Annotated in this window: 14 protein-coding genes; 7 read left to right on the top strand and 7 right to left on the bottom strand. The window is 72.0% G+C overall.

Translation table 11 applies throughout. From position 1 onward, the window contains the following. Nucleotides 1–2: 2 nt before the first annotated feature. From ACZ6D7_RS24660 to ACZ6D7_RS24680, 5 genes are all read right to left on the bottom strand, one after another. On the bottom strand, nt 3–1,295 hold the full coding sequence (locus ACZ6D7_RS24660; protein WP_469494514.1) for a YhgE/Pip domain-containing protein: 1,293 nt from the start codon (nt 1,293–1,295) through the stop codon (nt 3–5). Nucleotides 1,296–1,477: 182 nt separating this feature from the next. Then, nucleotides 1,478–2,560: a GNAT family N-acetyltransferase gene (locus ACZ6D7_RS24665; RefSeq protein WP_469494517.1), complete on the bottom strand. Its 1,083-nt coding sequence runs from the start codon at nt 2,558–2,560 to the stop codon at nt 1,478–1,480. Between the two features lie 276 nt (nt 2,561–2,836). Further along, nucleotides 2,837–3,865 carry an MASE1 domain-containing protein gene (locus tag ACZ6D7_RS24670; RefSeq protein ID WP_469494520.1) on the bottom strand — a complete coding sequence of 343 codons (1,029 nt, stop codon included), beginning with the start codon at nt 3,863–3,865 and terminating at the stop codon, nt 2,837–2,839. Between the two features lie 50 nt (nt 3,866–3,915). Further along, nucleotides 3,916–4,761 carry a PP2C family protein-serine/threonine phosphatase gene (locus ACZ6D7_RS24675; protein ID WP_469494523.1) on the bottom strand — a complete coding sequence of 282 codons (846 nt, stop codon included), beginning with the start codon at nt 4,759–4,761 and terminating at the stop codon, nt 3,916–3,918. A 152-nt stretch (nt 4,762–4,913) separates the two neighbouring features. Beyond that, nucleotides 4,914–6,560 (bottom strand): MFS transporter, encoded by a 1,647-nt coding sequence (locus ACZ6D7_RS24680; protein ID WP_469494527.1) that lies wholly within the window; start codon nt 6,558–6,560, stop codon nt 4,914–4,916. A 350-nt stretch (nt 6,561–6,910) separates the two neighbouring features. On the opposite strand from ACZ6D7_RS24680, the gene ACZ6D7_RS24685 reads away from it, so the two are divergent. From ACZ6D7_RS24685 to ACZ6D7_RS24695, 3 genes are read left to right on the top strand one after another with little or no spacing between them, the layout of a single operon-like run. Next, nucleotides 6,911–7,510 (top strand): sulfite oxidase-like oxidoreductase, encoded by a 600-nt coding sequence (locus tag ACZ6D7_RS24685; RefSeq protein WP_469494817.1) that lies wholly within the window; start codon nt 6,911–6,913, stop codon nt 7,508–7,510. Between the two features lie 2 nt (nt 7,511–7,512). Beyond that, nucleotides 7,513–8,226, top strand: coding sequence for a ferredoxin reductase (locus ACZ6D7_RS24690; protein WP_469494531.1), 714 nt, complete (start codon nt 7,513–7,515; stop codon nt 8,224–8,226). Between the two features lie 24 nt (nt 8,227–8,250). Beyond that, on the top strand, nt 8,251–8,523 hold the full coding sequence (locus tag ACZ6D7_RS24695) for a DUF6510 family protein (protein ID WP_469494533.1): 273 nt from the start codon (nt 8,251–8,253) through the stop codon (nt 8,521–8,523). 103 nt (nt 8,524–8,626) lie between these two features. Here ACZ6D7_RS24695 and pgm read toward each other — a convergent pair whose 3' ends face one another. Next, entirely contained in the window at nt 8,627–10,267 is a 1,641-nt protein-coding gene (pgm, locus tag ACZ6D7_RS24700; protein ID WP_469494536.1) for a phosphoglucomutase (alpha-D-glucose-1,6-bisphosphate-dependent), read from the bottom strand. Between the two features lie 191 nt (nt 10,268–10,458). Here pgm and ACZ6D7_RS24705 point away from each other — a divergent pair, with 191 nt between their 5' ends. Further along, on the top strand, nt 10,459–11,115 hold the full coding sequence (locus ACZ6D7_RS24705) for a lysophospholipid acyltransferase family protein (protein ID WP_469494539.1): 657 nt from the start codon (nt 10,459–10,461) through the stop codon (nt 11,113–11,115). 216 nt (nt 11,116–11,331) lie between these two features. Here ACZ6D7_RS24705 and ACZ6D7_RS24710 read toward each other — a convergent pair whose 3' ends face one another. Beyond that, complete coding sequence (locus ACZ6D7_RS24710) at nt 11,332–12,378, bottom strand: LacI family DNA-binding transcriptional regulator (RefSeq protein WP_469494543.1); 1,047 nt, start codon at nt 12,376–12,378, stop codon at nt 11,332–11,334. 239 nt (nt 12,379–12,617) lie between these two features. Between ACZ6D7_RS24710 and ACZ6D7_RS24715 the strand changes: the two genes are divergently transcribed. The 3 genes from ACZ6D7_RS24715 (at nt 12,618) to ACZ6D7_RS24725 (ending at nt 15,941) form a co-directional block, all read left to right on the top strand. Further along, entirely contained in the window at nt 12,618–13,544 is a 927-nt protein-coding gene (locus tag ACZ6D7_RS24715) for a carbohydrate ABC transporter permease (protein WP_469494546.1), read from the top strand. 4 nt (nt 13,545–13,548) lie between these two features. Then, nucleotides 13,549–14,496 (top strand): carbohydrate ABC transporter permease, encoded by a 948-nt coding sequence (locus tag ACZ6D7_RS24720; RefSeq protein WP_469494548.1) that lies wholly within the window; start codon nt 13,549–13,551, stop codon nt 14,494–14,496. A gap of 107 nt (nt 14,497–14,603) precedes the next feature. Then, entirely contained in the window at nt 14,604–15,941 is a 1,338-nt protein-coding gene (locus tag ACZ6D7_RS24725; RefSeq protein WP_469494551.1) for an ABC transporter substrate-binding protein, read from the top strand. Nucleotides 15,942–16,099: the final 158 nt, after the last annotated feature.

Raw genomic sequence — 16,099 nt, forward strand, 5'->3', positions numbered from 1 at the left:
GGTCACGCGGGCTGTGGTGTGAGGCGCTTGTGGCCCGCCCTGTCGTAGTACCTCGTCATCGCGAAGCCGAAGAGGAGTGCGAGGGCGGTGCCGATGGCGATCATGATCCAGGAGCGGGTGAGGCCTGCGTCGCCGCGCGCGTCGAAGTAGAGGATGGCCCGTACGCCGTCGCTGAGTTGGCGCATGGGCTCGAAGAGGGCCAGGAAGCGGTAGAAGTCGGGGACCGCCTGGAGCGGGATGGTGGCGCCGGAGGACGGCAGGCCCAGGACGATGAACACGAACATGGACACCAGCTGGCCGATCCCGCCGAACGCGGCGTTGATGGCCTGGACGCCGAGGCCGACGGCGAGGGTCGCGCAGTAGGAGTAGATCCACAGCAGTGGCAGATGGGAGGCGTCCATGCCGAGGATGGCGACACAGGCCAGCAGGACCAGCGACGCGCTGACGAGTGCGATGCCCGCCGTCATGACCATCTTCAGCAGCAGGGTCTGGGTGCGGTTGATCGGCACGGTGGGGCGGCGGGTGTGCCAGGGGCCGATCTCGTTGTCCGCGTAGCCGAGCGCGGTGTCGACGCCGTTGCTGATGACGTTGCCGCCCATGAATCCGGCCAGCACGAGCAGCAGCGTGTAGTAGAAGGCGCTGAGGCCCAGGCCGCTGTGGGTGCCGATGGGGTGGCCGGCCCGGGTGACGACCTCCACCGGGTCGGCGAGCAGCACCTTGGTGGTGGAGTCCGCCGTGGTGACGGCCCCGGTGAGCTGCTTGCCCAGGGTGGTGGACGCCTGATGGGCCGCCTGCGTGGTGATCTGGCCGGCGAGCGAGGAACCGAGGCTGCCCTTGCCGGGGTTGGTGAGCACCGTCATCGTCGGCCGCTGGGTGGCGCCGGTGGTGGTCAGCGCGGTGACGGAGTCGGTGAAGTCGGCCGGGATGACGAGAGCGCCGTAGACCTTGCCGGAGTCGAGCTGGTCCTGCGCCTGGGCACGGGTGAGGGTGCGCCACTCGGCCTTCCCGCCGGCCGTGTCGGCGGCGATGGCCGCGCCGATCTGCGTGCCGAGGTTGTCTCGCTGTCCTGCGGGCGGCGCGCCGGTGTCGCTGTTGACCAGGGCGATGGGCAGATCGCGCAGGTCGCCGTTGGGGTTGACGATGCCGCCCATGTAGAGGAGGGACAGCAGCAGGGTGAGCAGGCCCGTCAGAACGGTGGGCACCAGCCACAGCTGGGGGCGGCGCAGCAGTGCGGTGGCGCGGGCCTCGGGACCGGGACCGGGACCGGGACCTGGGTCGGGTTCGGGGTCGGCCATGGTTCTCCGTAGGGTCCGGGCGGTGCGGGGACCGCGTGGGCGAGGGGCGGGCGGCCTCGGCGGACACCGGCGGCCGGCCGCGCGGACGGACGTCAGGTTGCAGGATGCGGTGTGCGCCGGCGCGGGACGGCAACCGCCTCGCCCCTCCTCCCCCGGTTGCAGTAGGGCTCGGGTACGACCGCTCAGCGCGCCCGGATCGCCCCGACGGTCCTGAGGGTGCGTACGGCCGCGCTCTTCAGTGCCGGATGGTCCCGCACCAGCCGGTGGGCGGCCCGCATCGGCTCGCGGCGCAGCCAGTGCAGAGCCGCCCCGGGACCCGCCGTGCGCAGGGCGCCTTCGTGGACGAGGAGGTCGCCCGTCTTGAAGGAGTTCTTGTACGCCGCCTCGCCCCTGCCGAAGTCGACGAGGTCGATGCCGGACGCGGCGGCGGCTTCGATCACGCGCAGATAGAGGACGCGGCCGGGCGAGTAGGTGGCGACGGTCAGGTCGTAGGAGGGGAACCAGCAGGACAGGACCGTCCGGGAGCGCAGGCCGAAGTGGGCGGCGACGGGCCGGTCCGCGGCGTAGAGCACGGACAGGATGCCCGTGCAGTCCGGGGCGGCGGTGGCGGAGAGCAGGTCGACGAGCCGGGCGATCCAGGGCTGGGCGAAGGGGTCCCGGCGTCCGGTGCGGCGGTAGTGGGCGGACTTCCAGGTGACGAGGGCGCGCAGGGCGGCCGGGTCCGGGTCGTCGAAGACAAAGCGCAGCGGGCCGAGGTTGCGGGCCATACGGCGTTCCTGGGACCGTGCGGCCTTCAGGAAGCCGCGTGCGTGCGCGCGCAGGTGGTCCTCGTACGCCGCGAAGCCACGCGTGAGGTCGATGACGGGTGAGGCGAACTGGCCGGTGGCGTAGGGCAGGAAGAGGTCCTGGCCGCTCTCCAGGTGGTTGAACTCCCAGGCGTTCAGGGAGCAGGCGCGCATGAGGTGGTACGGGTCCAGGTGCAGGCCGGGGTCCAGGACGGCGCCCTGGCAGTCGGAGACGCCCAGGCCGACCGCCCGGCCGCAGCCCCACCGGCGCTGGTAGGGGAAGTAGCCGACCGTCCTCCGTCTCCGGCGCAGGACCGCCACCCGGGTGTCGGGGCGCACCCGGCCGACGGCCTGGCTGAACTCCGCGCTCATGAAGGGGTTGGCCGCGGTGCCGGCCGCGGTCCGCAGGTCGTTCCACAGGCCGAGGTCGGTGGGTGTCAGGTCGGCGGGGTGCACGATGTCGATGCGTGGTGCGGTCATGGGGGGGCTCCTCACGTGTCGTCTCTCAGGTACGGGGAACCGTGCGGCCCGCCGCAGCACGCAGATGGCCTTCTCATGGTCCGCGAGAACGGCGAGCCGACGTTCCGGAACCGGAGAACTGCCGGATGTGAACGTGCGGCCGAAACCTCACGGGCGCGGGTGAACCCGCGGCGAGCACTCGACCGGAGGCGGGCCTGCACACGAGCCACTGCACACGAGCCACTGCAAGCAAGTCACTGGAAGCGAGTCCACTGAAAGCGAGTCACCGGAAGCGAGTCACTGGAAGCCGTCCCCGTTCCGTGGGCCGTCCCGGCCGTACGGGGGCGGATCGTAGACGGAGGGGCGGTTGTCCCCGGCGGTGAGGTGCTCCAGGACCTCGACGAGTTCCTGACAGGCGCGCTCCACGGAGCGCCGCGTGTTGCGCTGCTCCATGATCACGGCGGACAGGAGCAGCGCGGTGAGGGCCATGGTGCCGTTGAAGGCCTGGAGCTTGATCATCACCTCGACCCGGGTCAGCCGGGCGAAGGGCCCGACCTGGTCCGTGGCGGCGATGGTGGCCATGACCGAGGTGAACAGCGCGCACAGCATGCTGCCGGCCAGCTGGAAGCGCAGCGCCGCCCAGATCAGCAGCGGGTAGACGAGGAAGAGCACACTGACCGTGCTGCGGGTGGCGAGCGGGACGACGGCCAGGGAGATCAGGGCCAGGCCCACGGCCTCCTTCCACCGGGCCAGGCCCAGCGGCCGCTGGGCCTGGTGCAGCAGGAGCAGGACCGGGGTGACGATGAGGACGCCCATCGCGTCACCGACCCACCAGGCCAGGAACACCGGCCAGAAGCTGGACGCGGCCAGCCGGTCGGTGAGGACGAGCAGGCCCACGCCGACGGTCGAGCTGATCAGCATGGCGGTGAGCGCCGCCAGGAAGACCAGGGCGAGACCGTCGCGTAAACGGGCGAGGTCGGTGCGGAAGCCGACCTTGCGCAGCATGAGGTAGGCGCAGACGGGCGCGACGGTGTTGCCCAGCACGTTCACCAGCACCAGAGGCCGCAGCGTGGTGATCGACAGGATGACGAGCAGGACCCCGAGGGCGATGCCGAGCCAGGACCGGATCCCGAAGATCAGCAGACAGGCGACCGCCACGCCCGTGGGCGGCCAGATGGGGGTGAACACCGCGCCCTCGACGACGAGCTGCCGCATCAGCCCCAGACGCCCGGCCGCGTAGTAGGAGACGGCGACCGCGAGCGTCAGGACGGCGAAGACGGCCGTCCGTCGCAGCTCCGGTTCCGGGGTACCCACCACAGCAGCCATCAGACACCGCCCCGGCGTCCGCGGCGAGGTGAGCGGCCCGCCGTCCGGCCCTATGGCTGAACGGAGGCCCGCTCGGCCGGCAGCCCGTCGTGTCCCACGACCAGGACGGCCGCGTCGTCCTCGTGGCCCACCCGCTCGGCGCCCTTGATCACGGCGGAGGCGAGCGAGCCCGCCTCCAGACCGGCCACGGCGGCGATGCCGGCGAGCCGCGCGACCTGGTCGAGTCCCTCCTCCACGGACAGGGTCGGCCCTTCCACCACCCCGTCCGTGAGCAGCACGAACACGCCGCCCTTGGTGAGGCGATAGCGGGTGACCGGGTAGTCGATGTCCGCCACGACGCCGAGCGGCGGTCCGCCCTCGTCCTCGGCTATGCCGGACTTGCCGTCCGCCGTGGCCCAGACGCACGGGATGTGCCCGGCCCGGGCACTCTCCAGGACCCCGGTGGCGGGGTCGAGCCGCATGAAGGTGCAGGTGGCGAAGAGGTCGCTGCCGAGGGAGAGCAGCAGGTCGTTGGTGCGGGCGAGGAGTTCGCCGGGTTCGCCGGTGACGGAGGCGAGGGCCCGCAGACCGACCCGTACCTGCCCCATGAACGCGGTCGCCTCTATGTTGTGGCCCTGGACGTCACCGATGGACAGGCCGATCCGCCCGTCGGGCATGGTGAAGGCGTCGTACCAGTCGCCGCCCACGTTGAGGCCGTAGCAGGCGGGGGCGTACTGGACGGCCAGCCGGAAGCCGGGGGCGACGGGCAGGTCACGGGGCAGCATGCCGCGCTGGAGGGCGAGGGCCAGTTCGACGCGGGAGCGTTGCAGCACCGCGCGCTCGCGCGCCTGGGCGGTCAGCGAACCGAGCCTGGCCAGCAGCTCGTCGCCTTCGTCCGGGGGGCGCTTGCGGGACATGGATCACTCCGGCGGGGACGGCGGCCTCGTTGCGGGACGGCGATCTCGTGACCGCTACATGGGACCTTTCGGGCAAAATTCACATTTCAGCTTGAGAGGATCATAGCGAGAGCGGGAGGTGCCCCGTCGTCGCCGGTCCCCCGCCCCCGGCGTCAGCCCTCGCCCGTCACGACAGGCCCGGTCGTCGTGTCGAAGGCATGGACCACCTCCGGTCCGGTCCCCGGTACGAGCAGTTCACGGGCCCTCTCCTCGTGGCGGCGGTCGGTGACCGTGAGGCGCGTGTGGTGCTGGGCGAGATGTTCGTCCCAGGAGGAGACGAGGTAGTGCTCCACGAAGCGCTCGGGGTCGTTGCCGTCCTGGTAGAGGCCCCAGGTCAGGGCTCCGGTGCGGCGGCGCGAGCGGGCGACGCGGTCCATGCGGGCGGTGAACTCGGCACGGTTCCCGGGCGGCACCCGGTAGGTCACCGAGACGAGCACGGGGCCGTCGGCGGGACCGGGCACGAACACCAGCGGCGGAACGGGCCAGTGGCCGGACGGCGCGGGGTCCACCTGCTTCGAGTCGTACAGCGGCCACCGGCGTACCGTGAGCGCGCCCGCGAGCGTCAGGGCGCCGGCGGCCAGGTAGGCGGCGGTCAGGCCCAGCCATGCGGCGAGGACGCCCCACAGCGGGGCCGCGAGGGCCTGCCCGCCCTGGAAGACGAGCAGGTGGACGGCGAGCCCACGGGCCCTGACCCAGCCCGGCAGCCGAGTCTGCACGGCGGCGTTGAGGGTGGACAGGACACCGATCCAAGCGAGCCCGGCAGGCACCAGGGCGGCCGCCACCAGCCACGGCGACCGGGCGACGGCCAGCACCGCCAGGACGGCGGCGAAGACCAGGGTCCCGGCGCCGAGGGTGCCGCTCGCGCCCAGCGCACGGCGGATCGGGGGCAGGGCGAAGGCACCGGCCACGGCGCCCGCGCCGACCGTGCCCAGGAGCAGGCCGTAGCCGCCGGAGCCGAGGCCCAGGGTGCGGCTCGCGCTCACCGGGAGCAGCGACCACAGGGCGGCGCCACCGGGCACGAACAGCGCCGTGCGCAGCAGGACACGGCGGACGCCCGGGGCGTTGCGGACATAGCGGCGGCCCGCGTACAGGGCGGGCAGGAGCCGTTCGTGGCCGCCGGGGCGGGCGGCCACGGGCGCGGGCCGACGCCAGACGAGGAGGACGGCGGCGGTGCCGAGGTAGGAGAGCGCGTTGAACGCGAAGACCCAGCCGGCCCCGGCCGCCGCCACCACGGCTCCCCCGACGGCCGGCCCGACGGCGCGCGCGAGGTTCATGTTGACCGCGCCGAGCGCCGCCGCCTGGCCGAGCCGATCCCGGTCGACGAGTTCCGGCTGGATCGCCTGCCAGGCGGGCCCCATCAGGGCGGTGCCGCAGCCGAGGAGGAAGGTGAGGGAGAGCAGGGCGGCCGGGGTGAGGGCGTCGGCGAAGGCCAGCGCGGCGAGCACACCGGAGACGGCCGTCATGGCGGCCTGCGCGGCCAGCAGGACCCCGCGGCGGTCGAAGCGGTCGGCGAGCACGCCGGAGGGCAGTGCCAGCAGGACGACGGGGAGGCTGGAGGCCGTCTGGACGAGCGTCACCAGCGCTGCGTTCTCATCGACCAGCACCCACTGGGCGCCCACGGTCTGCATCCAGCCGCCGATGTTGGAGACCAGCTGGGCGATCCAGAGGGCACGGAAGACCTGGGCGGCGAGCGGTGCCCAGGGCGAGTCGGGCCGGCCGGACCTGCCCGAGGTCCTCGGGGCCGGGGGTGCGGTGCTCATGGGCGTCCAGGCGGCTGGGAGTGGCGGGGCCTGGTGACCCTAGGCAGCGGCCGACGTTCACGGTTGTCCGGCAGCGCACCGGTTGTGGCCTCCGAACGCATCGGACACCACCGAGGCCGGGCGCGGGCCGCACGGATCAGCCGCCGTGCGCCGGCCGCACAACGGCCGTGCGAGAGCCCGACAGCGGCCGTGCGCGCACAGGCAACGGCCGTGCGCGCACAGGCAACCCGGACACGCCGGGCCGTACCAGCATGTGCGGGCGACCGAGTGGTGCCCGGGCCCGCGCCGCCGGACACTGACTGACGAACCCCCGCACGCTCCCCGGCGGACGTGCTCAGGAGATGACCGCTGTGAACTCCTTCTCCCCCGGCTTCCAGGGACGCGCCCGGCGCCTGGCCGACAAGCTGCCGCCCGGCCAGTACCCCACCGAGTCGTTCCCCGTCCTGTCGGCCGGCCCCACCCCGAAGGTCCCCACGGACACCTGGCGCTTCACCGTGACCACAGAGACCAGCGAGGCACATGCCTGGACCTGGGACGAGATGATGGCCCTCCCGCAGGAGGAGACCGTCCAGGACATCCACTGCGTCACCCGCTGGTCGAAGTTCGGCACCCACTGGCGGGGCGTGCCCCTGGACGCCTTCCTCGAGGACGTCGTCACGGCCGCCGACTACGTCGTGATCAGCAGCTACGGCGGCTACACGACGAACCTGCCGCTGGAGGACCTCCTCGACGGCCAGGCGTGGATCGTCCACACGTACGACGGCTGTCCCCTCTCCCCCGAGCACGGCGGCCCGGCCCGGCTGCTCGTGCCGCACCTGTACCTGTGGAAGTCCGCCAAGTGGGTGCGCGGACTGCGGCTCACGCACGAGGACGAGCCCGGATTCTGGGAGACCGTCGGGTACCACAACTACGGCGACCCGTGGCGCGAGCAGCGCAACTGGGGCGACTGAGCATGGCCGGCCTCACCTGGCGCGTCGCGCGGCTCGAGGAGCGCCGGGCGCAGAACGCCACCGCCCGCACCCTGGTCCTCACGGTCCCGGGCTGGCCCGGCCATCTGCCCGGCCAGCACGTGGACGTACGGCTGACCGCCGACGACGGCTACCAGGCCGTCCGCAGCTACTCGCTGGCCGCGCCCGCCGACGGCGACCGGATCGAGCTGGGGGTGCGGGCGGTGCCCGACGGGGAGGTGTCGCCGTATCTGGCGGACGGGCTGCCGATCGGGGCGAACGTGGAGGTGCGCGGGCCGCTCGGCAACTGGTTCGTGTGGCGGCCCGGGGGGACCGAGCCGGTCCTGCTGGTGGCCGGCGGCTCCGGGGTCGTCCCCCTGGCCGCCATGGTCCGGGCGCACGGGCGGGCCCCCACGCGCGGCGCGTTCCGGCTCCTGTACTCCGCGCGCGACGCGGACGACGTCTGGTACCGCGAGTACCTGGACGACGGGCAGCCGGACCTCGACGTGCGCTTCGTGTACACGCGCAAGGCGCCGCCGAACGACCCCCGCGGCCCCGGCCGGATCACGGCGGCCGACCTCACGGAGGCGGCGGCCGGGCTGCCGCCGGGCGGTCCGGTCTACGTCTGCGGCCCGACGGCCTTCGTCGAGACGGTCGGCGATCTGCTCACCGGCCTGGGCCGGGACCCGGCCACCATCCGTACGGAACGCTTCGGCTGACCCCGACCCCCTAGGGAGAACCCCGTGGCAGACACGGCAGCCCACCTGGACGGCAACTGCCTTGCCGGACCGTTGTCGGAGATCCTCTCCGTGGAGGCGACCGCCGCCTGGTGGCGCTGCCCGGAGTGCGCCCGCTCGGGACCGCTCGCGGAGCTGCACGTCTACGGCCCCGAGCCCGGCCTCACCGCCCGCTGCCCCGGCTGCGCCCATGTGGCGCTGCGGCTGGTGCGGGAGGAGCGGTACGTCTGGCTGACGCTGGGCGGGGGCGACGGCGCCTTCCGGTTCGCCGTCGCCTGACACCGTCCGCCCGCCCGAATCCGGCCCCCGCCCGAAACCGGCCGCTGCCCGCAGCCGGGAGACCACGAAGCCGTCGCCCGCAGCCGGAGGACAAAAGGCCTGGTCAGCCGCCCAGTGCCGCCATGACCACGTCCTTGGCCTCCTCCTGGACCCGGCTCAGGTGGTCGGCCCCGAGGAACGACTCGCCGTAGATCTTGTACACGTCCTCGGTGCCCGAGGGCCGGGCCGCGAACCAGGCGTTGGCGGTGGTCACCTTGATGCCGCCGACGGCCGCGCCGTTGCCCGGGGCCTCGGTCAGCACGCCCGTGACCGGCTCCCCGGCCAGGGTGTCGGCGGTGACCTGCGCGGGCGAGAGCCTGGCGAGCAGCGCCTTCTCCTCGCGCGTCGCGGGGGCGTCGATCCGGGCGTAGGCCGGCGCGCCGAAACGGTCCGTCAGGGCGGCGTAGTGCTGCGACGGCGTCTTCCCGGTCACCGCGGTGATCTCGGAGGCGAGCAGCGCCAGGATGATGCCGTCCTTGTCGGTGGTCCACACGGAGCCGTCGCGGCGCAGGAAGGAGGCGCCGGCCGACTCCTCGCCGCCGAAGCCGAGCGAGCCGTCGACCAGGCCGTCCACGAACCACTTGAAGCCGACGGGCACCTCGACGAGCCGACGGCCGAGATCGGCGGCGACCCGGTCGATCATCGAGGAGGACACCAGCGTCTTGCCGACGCCCGCGTCGGCGGGCCACCGCTCGCGGTGGGCGTAGAGGTAGGCGATGGCGGTGGCCAGGTAGTGGTTGGGGTTCATCAGGCCCGCGTCGGGGGTGACGATGCCGTGCCGGTCGGCGTCCGCGTCGTTGCCCGTGGCGATGTCGAACCGGTCGCTCCGGCCGATCAGTGAGGCCATCGCGTACGGCGACGAGCAGTCCATGCGGATCTTGCCGTCCCAGTCGAGCGTCATGAACCGCCAGGTGGGGTCGGTGAGCGGGTTCACCACGGTCAGGTCGAGGCGGTGCTGCTCGGCGATCCGGCCCCAGTAGGCGACGGAGGCCCCGCCCAGCGGATCGGCGCCGATGCGCACGCCCGCGGCGCGGATCGCGTCCAGGTCCAGGACGCCCGGGAGGTCGGTGACGTACGTGCCGAGGAAGTCGTAACGGCCGGTGGTGGGCGCGGCGAGCGCCCGGGTGTACGGAACGCGCCGGACGTCCTTCATGCCCGCCGCGATGATCTCGTTGGCCCGGTCCTGGATCCAGGACGTGGCGTCCGACCCCGCCGGTCCGCCGCTCGGCGGGTTGTACTTGAACCCGCCGTCGGCGGGCGGGTTGTGGGACGGGGTGACGACCACGCCGTCGGCGAGGCCGGTGGTGCGGCCCCGGTTGTGGGTGAGGATCGCGTGCGAGACCGCCGGGGTGGGCGTGTAGCCGTCGGCACTGTCGATCAGCACGGTCACGCCGCCCGCGGCGAACACCTCCAGGGCGGTGACCCGGGCGGGTTCGGACAAGGCGTGGGTGTCGGCGCCGAGGAAGAGCGGGCCGTCGGTGCCCTGGGCGGCGCGGTACTCGCAGATGGCCTGACTGGTGGCCGCGATGTGGTCCTCGTTGAACGCGGTGTTGAGGGACGAGCCGCGGTGGCCCGAGGTGCCGAACGCGACGCGCTGCGCCGGGTCGGACGGGTCCGGGTGCAGCGCGTAGTACGCGGTGACCAGCCGGGCGACGTCGACGAGGTCCTCGGGGCCGGCCGGGCGGCCCGCTCGCTCGTGCAGCATGTGCCCGCTCCTCCGTGTCGGTTGACCATTGGCTTGCGGGTCCATCTTCCCCCGTCGCCGTGATCTTCCGCGAGGGCCCGCCGGGGCGTGAACTCCCGTGCCGGGCAGGGTTTGAGTATCCGTACTCAGGCGCCGCCGGGTCCGGGGCCGCGAGACTGGGCGCACATCAGCGTTCCCAGGGAGGCCCGCGCGTGTTCAGCCGTACCGTCATCGCCCTGACGCCGTTCTTCGGCCGGCTCACCACCACGAGTGAGATCAAGCTGCGGCTGCCCGCGGGGACCCTCTTCGTCGCCAACCACGACTCGCTGGCGGACCCGGCGGTCGTGATGGCCGCGCTGCGCCGCTACGACCTGGAGCCGGTCGTCCTGGCCGCCGCCGGGCTGTGGCGCATCCCGCTGTTCGGCCGGGCGCTCACCCGGGCCGGACACATCCCCGTCCAGCGCGGGACGGCCCACGCGGCGCTCGCGCTGGACGCCGCCGCCGAGGCGCTGGCCGGCGGCCGGCACGTGCTGCTGTACGGCGAGGGGAAGCTGCCGCGCCGCAAGGACGCCGCCGCCACCGCGCCCGAGCCGTTCCGCACCGGACTGGCCCGCCTCGCGCGGACGTCCGGCGCGCTGGTGGTGCCGGTGGGTCACGCGGGCGCCCGGCGGATCGCGTCGGGTTCGGTGGCGAAGCAGCTCGCGGGCACGTTCACCGCGCCGGTCCGCCGCCCGCACTGCCACGTCCACCTGGGCGCTCCGCTGCGGCTGCCCACGGAGACCGACCGGGGCACGGCGGCCGCCCGGCACGCGGTCACCACCGCCTGGCGCACGGCGGCCCGCGCGGTGGGCGAGCGACTCCCGGCGTAGGGCCACTCCGGCGGATCATGCCGAAGCCACGGGGCCTCGCACGCGCTCCCTCCGGAGGGGGACCCCAGCGGCGTTGTCGTCGTCGCCGGCTCCCCCACGCTCGACTGCGCTCGCGCGGCGGGGCGGCCCCATGGCGGGGGCGGCCCCATGGCCCCGCCGGACTCCTCCGACCCGATCCCCCGGACCGACCCTGGCCGGGGGCTCACCCGCGGACCGTCACTTCCCCCCGCGCGGAGGCGCCGTGCTCTCCCGGACGACGAGCCGCGTCGGGACGAGGGTCGTGCCGTGCTCCGGGTCGTTCTGGCGCATCTTGCGCAGCACGGCCCGTACGCACAGCCGACCGACCTCGGCGAAGTCCTGGTGGACGGTGGTGAGCGGCGGCAGGAAGGAGCCGGCCTCGGGGATGTCGTCGAAGCCGATGACACTGACGTCCTCGGGCACGCGCCGCCCGCGTTCGTGCAGGGCGCGCAGCAGGCCGAGGGCCATCTGGTCGTTGGCGGCGAAGACGGCCGTGCACTCCTCGTGGGTGGCGAGTTCGAGGCCGGCCCGGTAGCCGGACTCGGCGGACCAGTCGCCCCGGATGAGGGGCGGCGGGGTGCGGCCGGCCTCGGTGAGGGCGGCGCGCCAGGCGTCGGTGCGGCGCTGTGCGGCGAAGGAGTCCTCGGGTCCGCCCAGGTGCCACACCGTCTCATGACCGAGGCCGAGCAGATGTTCGACGGCGGTGCGGCTGCCGCCGGCCTGGTCGGTGTCGACGACCGTGTAGTGGTCGCCGGCGTCGGAGTCGACGACCAGGACCTGCACGTACGGCGGGAGCATGATCGTCGCGGCGTCCAGGAGGTGCACCTCCATGATGACGATCACCGCGTCGACGGCCAGTTCCTCGAGGCGGGTGAACGCCCCGCGCACCGCGTCCTGGGTCGGGAGGGCGACCGGCAGCAGGGTCACCGCGTAGCCCTCGGCGGCGGCGGAGGTGGCGATGGCCTCCAGGGTGCGGACGTTGCCCGTGCTGGAGAGCGAGAAGGTGATCACGCCGATCGTCCGGAACTCGCCGCGTTTGAGGGCGCGGGCGGCGCTGTTGGGCCGGTAGCCCAGCTCCTTCATGGCGGCGAGCACCTGCTCGCGCGTTTCCTCGTTCACCCCCGCGTAACCATTGGAAACGCGGGAGACGGTCTGCGAGGAGACCCCCGCGAGGCGGGCCACATCGGCCATGGAAGCGGTGGCCCGGGGGCGTCCCGGCCCCTTCACCGGGGTTCTTTCAGCCATGTCCACGGGTGTCCCCACCTCTCTGTACGCGCAGGCGTCACGGTCTCCGCAGAGGACCCTTGACCATCGTTATCAGGGCAGTGTAGACATGCCGCCATCAGATGTTTACGTAAACATAACAGCTTGCCCAGGGTTCTTGCGTGGCTGATGTTTGCGTAAACATCATGGGTGGCGGTGGGGCGTTCGGAAATCTCCGCGCAACACCGCCGGGTTCCAGGACCGCACGAGCGAGGAACGACATGACGACGCTGCAACCGCCGGCGGCCGCCGAGCCGCGGCCGGCACCCCCTCCGGCGAGACGGGACCGACGCTCCTGGACGGGGTGGGGTTTCATCGGTCCCTTCGTGGCCGTCTTCGCCCTGGTCTTCCTGGCCCCGATCATCTATTCGATCTATCTGAGCCTCTTCCGTGACCAGCTCATCGGCGGCAACACCTTCGTCGGCCTGGACAACTACACGCAGGCGCTGAAGGACGACCAGTTCTGGTCCTCGCTCGGCCGGGTGTCGCTGTTCCTCGCGGTGCAGGTGCCGATCATGCTCGGCATCGCCCTGCTGGTGGCGCTGGCGCTGGACAGCGGCCGGCTCTACGGCAAGAGCTTCTTCCGGATCACGATCTTCCTGCCGTACGCCGTGCCCGCCGTGGTCGCCACCCTGATGTGGGGCTTCATGTACGGCACGCAGTACGGCCTGGTGGGCGACATCAACGGCGCGTTCGGCGTCGAATTGCCCGACCCGCTCTCCCCGGACCTGGTGCTGGCCTCCATCGGCAACATCGTGACCTGGGAGTTCGTCGGCTACAACATGCTGATCTTCTACTCGGCGCTGCGCGTCATCCCGCAGTCGCTGTACGAGGCGGCGGAGATCGACGGCGCCGGACAGATCCGGGTGATCACCGCGATCAAACTGCCCGCGATCCGGGGCGCGATCGTCATCGCGACGATCTTCTCCATCATCGGCAGCTTCCAGCTCTTCAACGAGCCGAACATCCTGCGTCCGCTGGCGCCCAACGCCATCACCACGGACTACACCCCGAACTTCTACACGTACTCGCTGTCCTTCAACGGCCAGCAGCACAACTACTCCGCGACGGTGGCCATCATCATGGGCCTGATCACGATGGTGATCGCCTACGTCGTGCAGCTGCGCGGCATGCGCAAGGGAGCGTGACCCGATGAGCAGCCCTCTCACCACCGCCTCCCCCACCGCGGCCGTCAAGACCGCCGAACCCGGCAAGGGCGGGCCCCGGCTGCGTGGCCCGCGCCGGCACAACCCCGGCAAGCCGAAGCGCAGCGTGCTGCTGACGGTGCTGACCGCCCTGGTGGTCCTCTACACCGTGGTGCCGCTGATCTGGCTGGTCATCAACGCCACCAAGACCCAGTCGGGCCTGGCCGATTCGTCCGGCCTGTGGTTCGCCCACGACTTCGCCCTCTGGGACAACATCAGCGACACGTTCACGTACCACGACGGTGTGTTCGGGCGCTGGCTCCTCAACACCGTGCTGTACGTGGTCCTCGGGGCCGGCGGCGCCACGCTGCTGGCCGTCCTCGGCGGCTACGCGCTGGCCAAGTTCGACTTCCCCGGCAAGCGCGGCATCTTCGCCCTGGTCATCGGTGCCGTCGCCGTCCCCGGCACGGCGCTGGCGGTGCCCACCTTCCTGATGTTCAGCAAGATGGGGCTGACCGACACCCCGTGGGCGGTCATCATCCCCTCGCTGGTGTCGCCGTTCGGCCTCTACCTGATGTGGGTCTTCGCCACGGAAGCCATTCCCACCGAACTCCTCGAGGCCGCCCGCATCGACGGGGCCGGCGAGGCGCGCACCTTCTTCCGGGTCGCCCTGCCGCTGCTCGCCCCCGGCATCGTGACCGTGCTGCTGTTCACCACGGTCGCCACCTGGAACAACTACTTCCTGCCGCTGATCATGCTCAAGGACTCCGAGTGGTACCCCCTGACCCTGGGCCTGAGCGCCTGGAACTCCCAGGCGGAGACCATCGGCGGCGACGTCATCTACAACCTGGTGATCACCGGATCGCTGATCACCATCCTCCCGCTGATCGCCGCGTTCCTGCTGCTGCAGAAGTACTGGCAGTCGGGTCTCGCCGCCGGAAGCGTCAAGGAGTGACCCCGCGGCCCCCGGCCGCCCCCTCAGCCCCACGTTTGCTCGGCCCCGCGTTTGCGCACCACCCCCACCCTCACCTGTCCCACCCACGAAGAAGTGGAAGCATCTTCATGCGCAGAAAGACCAGCCGCCTGCTGCGCGGCCTCGCCCTCCTCTCCACCCTCGCGCTCGGCGCCACCGCCTGCGGCAGCTCGGACGACAGCTCCGACACCAAGGCGGTCTCCGCCGGTGACATCCAGGCGGCCCTGAAGAAGGGCGGCTCGGTCACGGTCTGGGCCTGGGAGCCCACGCTGAAGACGGTCGCCGCCGACTTCGAGAAGAAGTACCCCAAGGTCAAGATCAACCTGGTCAGCGAGCGCTCCGGCGACAAGCACTACACCGCGCTGTCGAACGCCATCTCGGCCGGCAAGGGCGTCCCCGACGTCGCCCAGGTCGAGTACTTCGCCCTCGGCCAGTACTCCCTGACCAAGGGCCTGAGCGACCTGGCCCCGTACGGCGCCGACAAGCTCGCCTCTCAGTACACCCCCGGCCCGTGGAACGCCGTGAGCGACGGCGACAAGGTGTACGGCCTGCCGATGGACTCCGGTCCGATGGCGCTGTTCTACAACAAGAAGATCTTCGACAAGTACAAGATCGCCGTCCCGACCACCTGGGACGAGTACCTGGACGCGGCCCGCAAGCTCCACAAGGCCGACCCGAAGGTCTACATCGCCAACGACACCGGTGACGCGGGCTTCACCACCAGCATGCTGTGGCAGGCCGGTTCGCGCCCCTACCAGGTCGACGGCACCAAGGTGAAGATCGACTTCTCCGACGCGGGCGCCACGAAGTTCACCGACACCTGGCAGAAGCTGATCGACGAGAAGCTGCTCGCCCCGATCACCGGCTGGACCGACGACTGGTACAAGGGCCTGGGCGACGGCACCATAGCCACCCTGGCCACCGGCGCCTGGATGCCCGCCAACTTCGTGACCGGTGTCCCGGACGCCGCCGGTGACTGGCGCGCGGCAGCCATGCCCGCCTGGGCCAAGGGCGACAAGGCCAGCGCGGAGAACGGCGGCAGCTCCCTGGCGCTGCCCACCCTGGGCGGCAACAAGGAACTGGCCTACGCCTTCGTCGAGTACGCCAACTCCGGTGACGGTGTCGCCACCCGGGTGAAGCAGGGCGCCTTCCCGGCCACCAAGGCGGAGCTGGAGTCCACCGAGTTCCAGAGCACCAAGTTCGAGTACTTCGGCGGGCAGGAGGCGAACAAGATCTTCGCCGAGTCGGCCGCGAACGTCGCCGACGACTGGTCGTACCTGCCGTTCCAGCAGTACGCCAACTCGATCTTCAACGACACGGTCGGCAAGGCCTACGTCTCCGGCACCACGCTGGCCGAGGGTCTGAAGGCCTGGCAGGACGCCTCGGTCAAGTACGGCGAGGAGCAGGGCTTCACCGTCGAGAAGTAACCGACGGCAGGCCGCCGGCGCGCACCGGTCGCCGGCACGCAGGAACAAAACGCCGGGCGGCGCGGCACCCGGGCCGCGCCGCCCCCGTGTACCACCTTCGGAAGGGGCGCCAGGACTTCCCCCCTCCAATCCCGCATTCTGTGTGGGGCGGGCGGTGG

The sequence above is a fragment of the Streptomyces sp. NPDC041784 genome (assembly GCF_055591025.1).

Excerpts from the sequence above, each read along its gene's own strand:
- ACZ6D7_RS24660 (WP_469494514.1), bottom strand. The coding sequence starts at position 1,295 with ATGGCCGACCCCGAACCCGACCCAGGTCCCGGTCCCGGTCCCGGTCCC.
- ACZ6D7_RS24665 (WP_469494517.1), bottom strand. The coding sequence starts at position 2,560 with ATGACCGCACCACGCATCGACATCGTGCACCCCGCCGACCTGACACCC.
- ACZ6D7_RS24670 (WP_469494520.1), bottom strand. The coding sequence starts at position 3,865 with ATGGCTGCTGTGGTGGGTACCCCGGAACCGGAGCTGCGACGGACGGCC.
- ACZ6D7_RS24675 (WP_469494523.1), bottom strand. The coding sequence starts at position 4,761 with ATGTCCCGCAAGCGCCCCCCGGACGAAGGCGACGAGCTGCTGGCCAGG.
- ACZ6D7_RS24680 (WP_469494527.1), bottom strand. The coding sequence starts at position 6,560 with ATGAGCACCGCACCCCCGGCCCCGAGGACCTCGGGCAGGTCCGGCCGG.
- ACZ6D7_RS24690 (WP_469494531.1), top strand. The coding sequence starts at position 7,513 with ATGGCCGGCCTCACCTGGCGCGTCGCGCGGCTCGAGGAGCGCCGGGCG.
- pgm (WP_469494536.1), bottom strand. The coding sequence starts at position 10,267 with ATGCTGCACGAGCGAGCGGGCCGCCCGGCCGGCCCCGAGGACCTCGTC.
- ACZ6D7_RS24710 (WP_469494543.1), bottom strand. The coding sequence starts at position 12,378 with ATGGCTGAAAGAACCCCGGTGAAGGGGCCGGGACGCCCCCGGGCCACC.
- ACZ6D7_RS24715 (WP_469494546.1), top strand. The coding sequence starts at position 12,618 with ATGACGACGCTGCAACCGCCGGCGGCCGCCGAGCCGCGGCCGGCACCC.
- ACZ6D7_RS24720 (WP_469494548.1), top strand. The coding sequence starts at position 13,549 with ATGAGCAGCCCTCTCACCACCGCCTCCCCCACCGCGGCCGTCAAGACC.
- ACZ6D7_RS24725 (WP_469494551.1), top strand. The coding sequence starts at position 14,604 with ATGCGCAGAAAGACCAGCCGCCTGCTGCGCGGCCTCGCCCTCCTCTCC.